At 58.3% G+C, this 12,031-nt stretch carries 8 protein-coding genes; 5 read left to right on the top strand and 3 right to left on the bottom strand.

Annotated elements, in window-relative coordinates; all coding sequences use genetic code 11:
- Window positions 1-114: 114 nt before the first annotated feature.
- From polB to rluA, 3 genes are all read left to right on the top strand, one after another.
- Window positions 115-2,472, top strand: coding sequence for a DNA polymerase II (gene polB / locus EGY08_RS10530; protein WP_123828472.1), 2,358 nt, complete (start codon window positions 115-117; stop codon window positions 2,470-2,472).
- Between the two features lie 187 nt (window positions 2,473-2,659).
- Window positions 2,660-5,566, top strand: a complete 2,907-nt coding sequence (gene rapA, locus EGY08_RS10535; RefSeq protein ID WP_004128858.1) for an RNA polymerase-associated protein RapA — start codon at window positions 2,660-2,662, stop codon at window positions 5,564-5,566.
- 12 nt (window positions 5,567-5,578) lie between these two features.
- On the top strand, window positions 5,579-6,238 hold the full coding sequence (gene rluA / locus EGY08_RS10540) for a bifunctional tRNA pseudouridine(32) synthase/23S rRNA pseudouridine(746) synthase RluA (RefSeq protein WP_004128846.1): 660 nt from the start codon (window positions 5,579-5,581) through the stop codon (window positions 6,236-6,238).
- A gap of 81 nt (window positions 6,239-6,319) precedes the next feature.
- Here rluA and citX read toward each other — a convergent pair whose 3' ends face one another.
- Together citX and EGY08_RS10550 are read right to left on the bottom strand one after the other, a co-directional pair.
- On the bottom strand, window positions 6,320-6,859 hold the full coding sequence (citX, locus tag EGY08_RS10545) for a citrate lyase holo-[acyl-carrier protein] synthase (protein WP_004098536.1): 540 nt from the start codon (window positions 6,857-6,859) through the stop codon (window positions 6,320-6,322).
- A 168-nt stretch (window positions 6,860-7,027) separates the two neighbouring features.
- On the bottom strand, window positions 7,028-8,383 hold the full coding sequence (locus EGY08_RS10550; protein ID WP_004128842.1) for a 2-hydroxycarboxylate transporter family protein: 1,356 nt from the start codon (window positions 8,381-8,383) through the stop codon (window positions 7,028-7,030).
- A 322-nt stretch (window positions 8,384-8,705) separates the two neighbouring features.
- Between EGY08_RS10550 and EGY08_RS10555 the strand changes: the two genes are divergently transcribed.
- Window positions 8,706-10,331 carry an ATP-binding protein gene (locus EGY08_RS10555; protein WP_004128840.1) on the top strand — a complete coding sequence of 542 codons (1,626 nt, stop codon included), beginning with the start codon at window positions 8,706-8,708 and terminating at the stop codon, window positions 10,329-10,331.
- Window positions 10,321-11,019, top strand: a complete 699-nt coding sequence (locus EGY08_RS10560; RefSeq protein ID WP_123828473.1) for a response regulator — start codon at window positions 10,321-10,323, stop codon at window positions 11,017-11,019. The genes EGY08_RS10555 and EGY08_RS10560 overlap by 11 nt, the downstream gene beginning before the upstream one ends.
- Window positions 11,020-11,049: 30 nt before the next feature.
- Here EGY08_RS10560 and djlA read toward each other — a convergent pair whose 3' ends face one another.
- The gene (djlA, locus tag EGY08_RS10565) at window positions 11,050-11,877 is read right to left on the bottom strand and encodes a co-chaperone DjlA (RefSeq protein WP_004128836.1); all 828 of its coding nucleotides are present in this window, start codon (window positions 11,875-11,877) and stop codon (window positions 11,050-11,052) included.
- Window positions 11,878-12,031 lie beyond the last annotated feature (154 nt).

Consider the following 12,031-nt stretch of genomic DNA (forward strand, 5'->3'; position numbering starts at 1 on the left):
CAATCCGGGAAACAGCGCGCAACACAACCTCCGGCCTATACCTGTATAAAACCCCAGCATCATTTCGTGAACCAGGCTATAATCAGGCCTGGTTTTGACTCATGAGAGCACGGCGTGACGCAGCCACGAGCAGGTTTTTTACTCACCCGTCACTGGCGGGATACCCCACAGGGCACCGAACTGACTTTCTGGCTGGCGACTGATGACGGCCCGCTTGAGGTCACGCTGCCGCCGCAGGAATCCGTGGCGTTCATTGCCGAATCTCAGCGTCCGCAAGTTGAACGCCTGCTGCAGGGCGAAAACGGCCATCGCCTTGCTGCGCTCAATCTGCAAGATTTTCATCGCCAGCCGGTATTTGGCCTCTACTGCCGCGCTCACCGCCAGCTGATGCGGCTGGAAAAAAAGCTGCGCGAAAACGGCATCACGGTATATGAAGGCGACATTCGCCCGCCGGAGCGCTATCTGATGGAGCGCTTTATTACCGCCCCGGTGTGGGTGGAAGGCGAGGCGCGCGGCCAGCGGCTGGTTAACGCGCGAATGAAGCCCAACCCCCACTACCGTCCGCCGCTGAAATGGGTGTCGCTGGACATCGAAACCAGCCGCCACGGCGAACTCTACTGCATTGGTCTTGAAGGCTGCGGCCAGCGGGTCGTCTATATGCTCGGGCCGGAGCCCGCCTCGCTGCCAGCCGTCAACTTCACGCTGGAGTACGTCGCCAGCCGCCCGCTGCTGCTGGAAAAGCTTAACGCCTGGTTTGCCGCTCACGACCCGGACGTGCTGATTGGCTGGAACGTGGTGCAGTTCGATTTACGCGTTCTGCAAAAGCACGCCGAGCGCTATCGTATCCCGCTGATGCTCGGGCGCGGCAACAGCGAACTGGAGTGGCGCGAGCACGGTTTTAAAAATGGCGTCTTCTTTGCTCAGGCCAACGGCCGACTGATTATCGATGGCATCGAGGCGCTGAAATCCGCGTTCTGGAACTTCTCCTCTTTTGCCCTGGAATCGGTGGCCCGCGAACTGCTCGGTGAGGGCAAAGCCATTGATAACCCTTGGGATCGGATGGATGAAATCGATCGCCGTTTTCACCAGGATAAACCGGCGCTGGCGACATACAACCTGCAGGACTGCGAGCTGGTTACGCGCATCTTCCATAAAACCGAGATCATGCCTTTTTTACTAGAGCGCGCGACGGTCAACGGCCTGCCTGCTGATCGCCACGGCGGTTCGGTCGCCGCCTTCAGCCATCTCTATTTCCCGCGCATGCACCGGCTCGGCTACGTTGCGCCGAACCTTGGCGCAGTACCGCCGCAGGCCAGTCCCGGCGGCTACGTGATGGACTCGCGCCCCGGCCTCTACGACTCGGTGCTGGTGCTGGACTACAAAAGCCTGTATCCGTCGATTATCCGCACCTTCCTGATTGATCCCGTGGGGCTGGTTGAAGGGCTGGCGCATCCCGATGACGCTCATAGCACCGAAGGCTTTCTCGGCGCGCGCTTTTCGCGAGAAAAACACTGCCTGCCGTGCATTGTCGGGCAGATCTGGCACGGTCGCGACGAGGCCAAGCAGCATAAAAACAAGCCGCTGTCGCAGGCGCTGAAGATCATTATGAACGCCTTCTACGGCGTACTCGGCACCAGCGCCTGCCGCTTTTTCGATCCCCGTCTGGCCTCCTCCATCACCATGCGCGGCCACGCGATTATGCGCCAGACCAAAGCGCTGATTGAATCCCAGGGCTACGACGTTATCTACGGCGATACCGACTCCACGTTCGTGTGGCTCAAGCGGGCCCACAGCGAAGAGGAAGCCAACGGTATCGGCCGCTCGCTGGTGGACTTCGTCAACGCATGGTGGGCGGCGGAGCTCAGCAAAGAGGGACTTGTCAGCACACTGGAGCTGGAGTTCGAAACCCACTTCTGCCGCTTTCTCATGCCCACCATTCGCGGCGCGGACACCGGCAGTAAAAAGCGCTACGCCGGGATGATTCAGGAAGGCGGCGAGCAGCGAATGGTGTTTAAAGGGCTGGAGACGGTACGTACCGACTGGACGCCGCTGGCCCAGCAGTTTCAGCAGGAGCTTTATCTGCGCATTTTTCGTCATCAGCCCTATCAAGATTACGTACGCGAAACCATCGATAAGCTGATGAACGGCGAGCTTGACGATCGTCTGATTTACCGTAAACGCCTGCGTCGTCCGCTGGCGGAGTATCAGCGCAACGTGCCGCCGCACGTGCGCGCGGCCAGGCTCGCTGATGAGCAAAACGTCAGGTTAGGCAGGCCGCAACAGTACCAGCAGCGCGGCAGCATTAAATATGTCTGGACCACCGGCGGGCCGGAGCCGGTGGACTATCAGCAATCACCGCTGGATTATGAACACTACCTTTCTAAGCAATTAGAGCCTGTCGCCGAAGGAATACTTCCCTTTGTCGACGACGATTTTGCTACAATAGTGACGGGGCAACTGGGGCTATTTTGATTTTTCCTCACCCATTCCGCTGGCGCAAAAGCCGTAAAATGAAGGGTGAGGAGGACGTGACGAACGTTCCGCCATCCAGTAATATAGCGCCCTTTCCATTCCTGGACCCAATTTTGACGTATCTCCGATTCTCCATGGAGATGATCAACTATTGCCTGCAATCAAAGAACTAAAGAGCCGAACATATATGCCTTTTACACTTGGTCAACGCTGGATTAGCGACACAGAGAGCGAACTGGGATTAGGGACGGTCGTTGCGCTGGACGCGCGCATGGTGACTCTGCTTTTCCCCGCCATCGGCGAAAACCGTCTGTACGCACGCAACGACTCCCCGATCACCCGCGTGATGTTCAACCCGGGCGATACCATCACCAGCCATGAAGGCTGGCAGCTCCAGGTTGACGAAGTTAATGAAGAGAACGGTCTGCTGGCCTACACCGGTACCCGCCTCGATACCCAGGAAGCCAACGTCACCCTGCGTGAAGTGCTGCTCGACAGCAAACTGGTCTTCAGCAAACCGCAGGACCGTCTGTTCGCCGGGCAGATCGACCGTATGGACCGTTTCGCCCTGCGCTATCGTGCGCGTAAATTTCAGAGCGAACAGTACCGTATGCCGTGGAGCGGCCTGCGCGGCCAGCGCACCAGCCTGATCCCGCATCAGCTGAATATCGCTCACGACGTTGGCCGCCGCCACGCGCCGCGCGTCCTGCTGGCGGACGAAGTGGGTTTAGGTAAAACCATTGAAGCCGGGATGATCCTGCATCAGCAGCTGCTCTCCGGCGCTGCCGAACGCGTTCTGATCGTCGTTCCGGAAACCCTGCAGCACCAGTGGCTGGTGGAAATGCTGCGCCGCTTTAACCTGCGCTTTTCGCTGTTTGACGATGAGCGCTACGCCGAAGCGCAGCACGACGCCATTAACCCGTTCGAAACCGAACAGCTGGTTATCTGCTCGCTGGACTTCGTGCGCCGCAGCAAGCAGCGCCTGGAGCACCTGTGCGATGCCGAATGGGACCTGATGGTCGTCGATGAAGCGCACCATCTGGTGTGGAGTGAAGACGCGCCAAGCCGCGAATATCAGGCCATTGAGCAGTTGGCCGAGCGCGTGCCGGGCATTCTGCTGCTCACCGCGACGCCGGAACAGCTGGGGATGGAGAGCCACTTCGCCCGCCTGCGCCTGCTCGACCCTAACCGTTTCCACGATTTCGCTCAGTTTGTTGAAGAGCAGCAGAACTACCGTCCGGTCGCCGACGCCGTCGCCCTGCTGCTGGCCGGGAATAAACTGAACGACGCCGAGCTGAACGCGCTGAGCGATCTGATCGGCGAACAAGATATCGAACCGCTATTGCAGGCCGCCAACAGCGATCGCGATGATGCCCAGGCTGCTCGTCAGGAGCTGGTGTCGATGCTAATGGACCGCCACGGCACCAGCCGCGTGCTGTTCCGCAACACGCGTAACGGCGTCAAAGGTTTCCCGAAACGCGAGCTGCATACAATTCGTCTGCCGCTGCCGACCCAGTACCAGACAGCTATCAAGGTTTCCGGGATTATGGGTGCCCGTAAAACTGCCGAAGAGCGCGCCCGCGATATGCTCTATCCGGAGCAGATTTATCAAGAGTTTGAAGGCGATACCGGCACCTGGTGGAACTTCGACCCGCGCGTTGAGTGGCTGATGGGCCATCTCACCAGCCACCGTTCGCAGAAAGTGCTGGTGATCTGCGCCAAGGCAGCTACTGCGCTGCAGCTGGAGCAGGTCCTGCGCGAACGCGAAGGCATCCGTGCGGCGGTGTTCCACGAAGGGATGTCGATTATTGAACGTGACCGCGCTGCAGCCTGGTTTGCCGAAGAAGATACCGGCGCTCAGGTGCTGCTGTGTTCTGAAATCGGCTCAGAAGGCCGTAACTTCCAGTTCGCCAGTAACCTGGTGATGTTCGATCTGCCGTTCAACCCGGATCTGCTGGAACAGCGTATCGGCCGTCTTGACCGTATCGGCCAGGCTCACGATATTCAGATCCACGTTCCCTATCTGGAAAGAACCGCCCAGTCGGTGCTGGTGCGCTGGTATCACGAAGGTCTGGACGCTTTCGAGCACACCTGCCCGACCGGCCGTACCGTCTACGACAGCGTGCATAACGAACTGATTAACTATCTCGCCGCCCCGGAAAATACCGACGGCTTCGACGAGCTGATCAAAGCTTGCCGCCAGCAGCATGACGCGCTGAAAGCGCAGCTGGAGCAGGGCCGCGACCGCCTGCTGGAGATCCACTCCAACGGCGGTGAAAAAGCCCAGCAGCTTGCGGAAAGCATTGAAGAGCAGGATGACGACACCAGCCTGATCGCTTTCTCCATGAACCTGTTTGATATCGTCGGCATCAACCAGGACGATCGCGGTGAGAATCTGATTGTCCTGACCCCCTCCGACCATATGCTGGTCCCGGATTTCCCGGGTCTGCCGGAAGATGGCTGCACCATTACTTTTGAGCGTGATGTTGCCCTGTCCCGCGAAGACGCACAGTTCATCACCTGGGAGCATCCGCTGATTATCAACGGTCTGGATCTGATCCTTTCCGGCGATACCGGAAGCAGCACCATTTCGCTGCTGAAAAACAAAGCGCTGCCGGTCGGCACTCTGCTGCTGGAGCTGATTTACGTCGTTGAAGCGCAGGCGCCGAAGCATCTGCAGCTCAACCGCTTCCTGCCGCCGACGCCGGTACGCATGCTGCTCGACAAAAACGGCAACAACCTCGCCGGTCAGGTGGAGTTCGAAAGCTTTAACCGTCAGCTGAGCGCGGTTAACCGCCACACAGGCAGTAAGTTGGTTAATGCCGTCCAGCAGGACGTCCACGCGATTTTACAGCAGGGTGAAGGCCAGGTCGCCAAAGCGGCCCAGGCGCTGATCGACGCCGCGCGTAAAGAAGCCGACGACAAGCTGACGGCCGAGCTGTCGCGCCTGGAAGCGCTGCGCGCCGTGAACCCGAACATCCGCGATGATGAACTGGCGGCTATCGAGAGCAATCGTCAGCAGGTGATGGACGCGCTGGCTCAGGCAGGCTGGCGTCTTGATGCGCTGCGCTTAATCGTCGTCACCCACCAGTAACGGAACGCGAATATGGCGATGGAAAACTACAATCCGCCGCAGGATCCCTGGCTGGTTATTCTTTACCAGGATGAGCACATTATGGTGGTCAACAAGCCTAGCGGCCTGTTGTCCGTGCCGGGCCGGCTTGAGGAGCACAAAGACAGCGTGATGGCGCGCGTTCAGCGCGACTTCCCGCAGGCCGAATCGGTGCACCGGCTGGATATGGCGACCAGCGGCGTGATTGTGGTGGCCCTGACCAAAGCGGCAGAGCGCGAGCTAAAGCGGCAGTTCCGCGAACGCGAGCCGAAAAAACAGTATGTCGCCCGCGTCTGGGGGCATCCGGAAAAAGCGGAAGGTCTGGTGGATTTACCGCTGATTTGCGACTGGCCGAACCGGCCAAAGCAGAAGGTGTGTTACGAAACCGGCAAAGCGGCGCAAACCGAGTATGAAGTGCTGGAGTTCGCGGCGGACAACACCGCCCGCGTGCGCCTGAAGCCGATTACCGGGCGTTCGCATCAGCTGCGCGTACATATGCTGGCGCTGGGCCATCCGATTCTCGGCGACCGCTTTTATGCGTCGCCGGAAGCGCTGGCGATGGCGCCGCGTCTGCTGCTGCACGCCGAAACGCTGACCATCACCCATCCCGCTTTCGGTAATTCGATGACCTTCCGCGCGCCGATCGACTTCTGACCGTTTATCTCTGTCCCGGGTCGTGCCGCCAGCGGCTCACCCGGGCTATTCCTCGCTCATCAATGCCGCGGAAAACGGGCGTCAGTCGCGGGCAAACCACGCATCAATCATCTGCTCAACGCGGGCCACAACCTGCCCGGTGTCATGACGGCGGCTGCGCGCGCAGGCGTGCGCGGGCTCGTCGCACAGCAGGCAGCGGCGCTGGTTCTCCCCCATTGACTGACGGCCCACCAGACCATTTTTCGGGCAAATCACGTCAATATCCCACAGGCGGCCCAGCGGATGAGTATGCTCAAGATCGGTACAGAAGGCTTTGATTTCACTGGCGGCGTGATCGACGCACCACAGCGCTTCCGGCCCGGTCGGCAGCCACAGCACCTGGCGATCCAGCGTCTGCCAGCGGTGTTTCCACAGCATCTGATCGCAGGCCTGCAGCGCCACGCCCATCATATTACGGTAGCGAATGCTGTCTTTCACCGCGCCCGGCGTCACCAGGGTCAGCGAAATCACCGGCCGCTGATAATGGGCTAACCAGTCGGCCTGGCGCGCGGCGCGCTGCTCTTTCGCCGCCAGCAGCGCTTCCATGCTTACGCCCTCACGGGCGAGAGTATCCACTGACATTTGTTTTTCTCCTCACTTAATAAAAGGCAGCGGACAGGCTGCCGTCGCAGTCGCGAATAATGGCGCTGATTGTATCGCTAAACGATCCCTGTTTTGGAGACGGGGCGCAGATATTTTCTGCGCCATTTAGCACGAAAAAGCAGACTTAGCGGTTATAAAAAAGTTAAATCAGGCCAAAAAATGACTGAGGAACAGCAGACCCAGCGAAACATTAATCGCGCCGCCGATCCGGGTTGCGATCTGGGCGAACGGCATCAGGTTCATGCGGTTGCCGGATGTCAGAATCGCCACATCGCCGGTACCGCCCTGGCCGCTCTGGCAGCAGGAGACAATCGCCACGTCAATCGGGTGCATGCCAATCTTTTTGCCGACCAGGAAACCGGTCGCCACCAGCGCCGATACGGTGCTGATAATCACCAGCAAATTGGTAAGGGTAAAGGCGTTGACCAGCTCCTGCCATGGCGTGATCGCCACGCCGACGGCAAACAGAATCGGATAGGTCACCGCCGTGCGGAAGAACTTATACACCATCTGCGAGCCCTCCTGCAGGCGCGGAGAGACGCCGTTTACCAACTTCAGCAGCACCGCGAGGAACAGCATGCCCACCGGCGCGGGCAGGCCGATGGTCTTCTGGCCAAGCATACCCAACATATAGAGCAGCACCGCCAATAGCGCGCCGGAGGCCAGCGTCGTCACCTCCATTTTGCCCTCGGCGGGCGTTTCGCGGTGCGTCTCGTTGCGGCGGTTAGGCATCAGTTGCCCCTCGCCGGTCAAATGCGGGAAACGCTTGCCCAGTTGGTTTAAACAGCCGGCGATCACAATCGCCGTCAGGCTGCCCAGCATCACCATCGGCAGCACGCGCCCGAGCGCAACGCCCTGATCCATATGCATCAGCGCGGCGTAGCCAATCGACAGCGGAATCGCCCCCTCGCCGACGCCGCCGGCCATGATCGGCAGGACGATAAAGAAGAACACCTGAAACGGCTCCAGCCCCAGGGCGGTACCGACGCCGACGCCGACCACCATGCCGACGATTTCGCCGCACAGCATCGGGAAGAAAATCCGCAGAAAGCCCTGAATCAGCGTGGTGCGGTTCATGCTCATAATGCTGCCGACAATAATGCAGCAGATATAAAGGTAAAGAATGTTGGTCGACTTATAGAATTTGGTGGTCGACTCCACCACCACCTCCGGCAGCAGGCCGTAATGCACCAGCGCAGAAGGGATGAAGGTCGCGCAGATGGCCGCCGCGCCGAGCTTGCCGAGTACCGGCAGGCGTTTACCGAATTCGCCGCAGGCAAAGCCGAAAAAGGCCAGCGTCGCCACCATCACGACGATATCGCTCGGCAGCTTGCCGCCCAGACAGTCCAGCGCGATCAGGCCACCGGCCAGCAGAAAGAGCGGCAGCGGGATAATACCGACTTTCCAGTTATCGAGGATATGCCACCAGCGCTGCTTAAGCGCGGGTTTCGGCGTATTAATAGGGTCGATGGTTGCAGAGAATGCATTGTCTGTGGTGCTCATAATTAAGCCCTCTGGTTATTATTACTTTTCAGGTTAGAGGGCCACGCGCGGAGTTAATGTGAGGATCGGCAGATTAAAAAAGAAGTTTTAATGGTCACTATGGTTTTTATGGTTTCTATTATTATTGTGAAACCGCTCTGATTTATTACCGTGGTTTTTAAGGTTTTTAAATCCAGCGCCTGATTAACCTTGATAAATTCCCCGCCAGCGGATAATTGTGGTTGCCGGACACTCTTGTGACGTTCACCGGTTTCCCTCAGCCACGATGCCGGCAGCGAAAAAAAGATACGCTGCCGTATCCCTGATACTGTGCATTATACTTATGAAGGTTTCATTTCAGTTTAAGCTGTTCATTTCGCTGGTCGCTTTTTTCTCAGTGCTGTTTGCGCTGCTGGGCGTGTATTACTATTTCGACGCCAGCCATCAGCTTTATCAGGAAATGAGCGCCCGCGCGAAAATACAGGCAGAAGAAATCGCGCTGATGCCGGATTTACGTCAGCAGGTGGCGCGTGAAGACGCGCTGGCGATAAAGCCTTTTATGCAAAATATCGCCGCCCACAGCGACGCCAGTTTTATCGTCATTGGCGATAAGCGGGGCGTGCATCTGTTTCACTCTGTCCATCCGGAGTGGGTCGGCACGCGGCTGGTTGGCGGCGATAACCAGTCGGTACTTGAGGGGAAAAGCACGACCACCATCCGCAAAGGGGGACTCGGTATTTCTCTGCGCAGCAAAGCGCCCATTTTCGATGACGCGGGTCGGGTCGTTGGCATTGTCTCCGTCGGCTACCTCACCAGCTATCTCGACAGCATCACGCTGGCAAAAGTCATCAATATCTTCATCGCCGCGGTGCTGCTACTTATCGCGCTGTTTACCTTTTCCTGGTACTTCACCCGCAGCATTAAGAAACAAATCTTCTCGCTGGAGCCGCGGGAAATCGGCCTGCTGGTGCGTCAGCAAAAAGCGATGATGGAGTCGATATACGAAGGGGTGATTGTGATTGACCATCACCGGCGTATCGAAGTGATAAACCACGCCGCCCGCAGCCTGCTCGGACTGAGCCAGCCCGCGCACCAGCTGCGCGGTAAGTCGATCGATAGCGTCATTACCCCGCAGCCGTTTTTCGCCGGCGGAGAGATGTTCGAAAGCGATACCCACGACGAGCTGTGCCGTTTTAATCAGCTGACGGTACTCGCCAGCCGGGTGCGAATCATGCTGGAGAATTCGCTCCAGGGCTGGGTGATCACCTTCCGCGACCGCGATGAAATCAACTCCCTGAGCGCCCAGCTCAGCCAGGTAAAACGCTACGTTGATAATCTGCGCATCATGCGCCATGAACAGCTCAACCGGATGACGACCCTCTCCGGCCTGCTGCATATGGGCCACTATGATGAGGCAATTCGCTATATTCAGGCGCAGTCGGAGCATGCCCAGGAGCTGCTGGACTTTATCTCCTCGCACTTTAATTCGCCGACCCTGTGCGGCCTGCTGCTGGGTAAAGCCGCCCGTGCGCGGGAAAAAGGAGTTGAGCTGAGCTTTGACCCGGCCTGCCGCATCGACCGCCCGCTGCCATCATTGATAGAGTCCGAGCTTATCTCTATCATCGGTAATCTGCTGGATAACGCCATTGAGGCCACCCAGCGCGCCGAACTGCCGCACGAACCGGTAGAGATCCTGATTCAGCTCAACGCCAGGGAATTAATGATTGAAGTCGCCGATCGCGGCGTCGGTATTCGCCCGGAGATCCGCGAGCATATCTTTGAACGCGGCGTCACCACCAAAACCCGGGGCGATCACGGTATTGGACTGTATCTTATTGAGCGCTATGTCACCCAGGCTGGCGGTACGATTGAAGTGGCCGACAACGCGCCGCGCGGGGCGATTTTCACGCTGTTTATTCCCGCCAGCGGGCCAGCCCATCCGCAAGAAGAGACGCACTATGCATCATGACCTGGTCGATGTCCTGATCGTTGAAGATGAAAGCGAACTGGCGCGGCTGCACGCCGAGCTTATCCAGAAACACCCGCGTATGCGACTGGCGGGCACGGCGGCTTCTCTCGCCCAGGCGCGGCAGATACTCAATGCCAGGCCGCCGCAGCTGGTGCTGCTGGATAACTACCTGCCGGACGGCAAAGGGGTCACCCTGATGAACGATCCTACCATGGCCCACGCTAGCTGCTCGGTGATCTTTATCACCGCCGCCAGCGATATGGAAACCTGTAGCCAGGCAATCCGCAACGGCGCCTTCGACTACATTCTCAAACCGTTGTCGTGGAAACGCCTGAGCCAGTCCCTTGAACGGTTCGTGCAGTTCTACGACCAGCAGCGCGAATGGAAGATTGTCGACCAGCAGAACGTGGATTCGCTGTATCAGTTGCAGGCTAAAAACTACCGAGCCGATAGCGGCAGTAAAGGTATTGAAGAAAAAACGCTGGCGCTGGTGCAGAGTCTGTTTACCGGCGAAGAAGCGCGCTGCTTTTCGGTAGATGACGTGGTGAGCGAGGCTGGATTGAGCAAAACCACGGCCCGGCGCTATCTGGAGCACTGCGTGGAAATCGGCTTTCTGCAGGTGGAAATGCTGTACGGCAAGATAGGCCATCCGCGGCGCATGTACCGCCGCGCCGCCAGCGCATCGTGACGCCTCTCCCGCCCGGGAGAGGCCGGTCGTTCAGAAGCCGCGCTGCTCTTTAACCAGCTCCCAGGCTTTCTGGATCTCCTGCGCTTTCTGCTTAGCCATCTCCATCATTTCCGGCGGTAACCCTTTCGCCACCAGCTTATCCGGATGGTGTTCGCTCATCAGCTTACGATAGGCGCGCTTGACGGTAGCGGCATCGTCGGTCGTTTTAACCCCCAGCACATTGCAGGCATCTTCCAGGGTTGGCCCGCGCTGCGCCTGCTGCCAGCCAGCGTTGCCGCCGCGCTGCCCGTATGATTGCTGCTGCGAACCACCGCCAAACTGCGCCCCGCCCTGCATCATGCGCAGGAACTGCTCGAACTGAGCCCGGGAGATACCCAGTTCATCGGCAATGACAAACAGCACATCACGTTCGTTGGGATGCAGTTCACCGTCGGCGAAAGCCGCCTGCAACTGAATTTCCAGAAACATCCGAATTAAATCAAAACGCCCAAAACAGACGCTGCGCAGCTGACGCATTTTCTCACGCAGCGGATAATCATCTGATTTCCCTACCCGAAACGCGTGCTGCGCCGCGGTACGCGCTTCGCCATGCAGATTCATGCGATCCATCAGCAAATTGGCGACATGAATATCGGCTTCAGTGACGCGTCCTTTCGATTTGGTCAGATGCCCCATCACTTCAAAAGTGGTGGAGAAGAACAGCGACTGGCGCTCCTGCTGGTTGGCGAAGACATTCAGCCGGCGACTGCGCGCGCGGTCAAACATATGCCCGACTAAGAACCCCAGCACCACGCCCCAGAAGCCGCCCCCCATCATCAACGCAACCGCAACGCCAATTATTTTACCCAAATACTGCATAGACTCCCCAATCTCTCTGCCGCCAGTTAAGCTATATCTGACCGCACGTTACAAAGCGTTTACGCCTCGGTCAATTGTGGGACATAGCCTATAATTTGCTTTATCATACTCGTCATTCTACACGGTGCCTAACGCTCGGGAAGTAAACGGGCAG

This window comes from Klebsiella sp. FDAARGOS_511 (assembly GCF_003812845.1).
In the GTDB taxonomy this organism is placed as follows: domain Bacteria; phylum Pseudomonadota; class Gammaproteobacteria; order Enterobacterales; family Enterobacteriaceae; genus Klebsiella; species Klebsiella grimontii.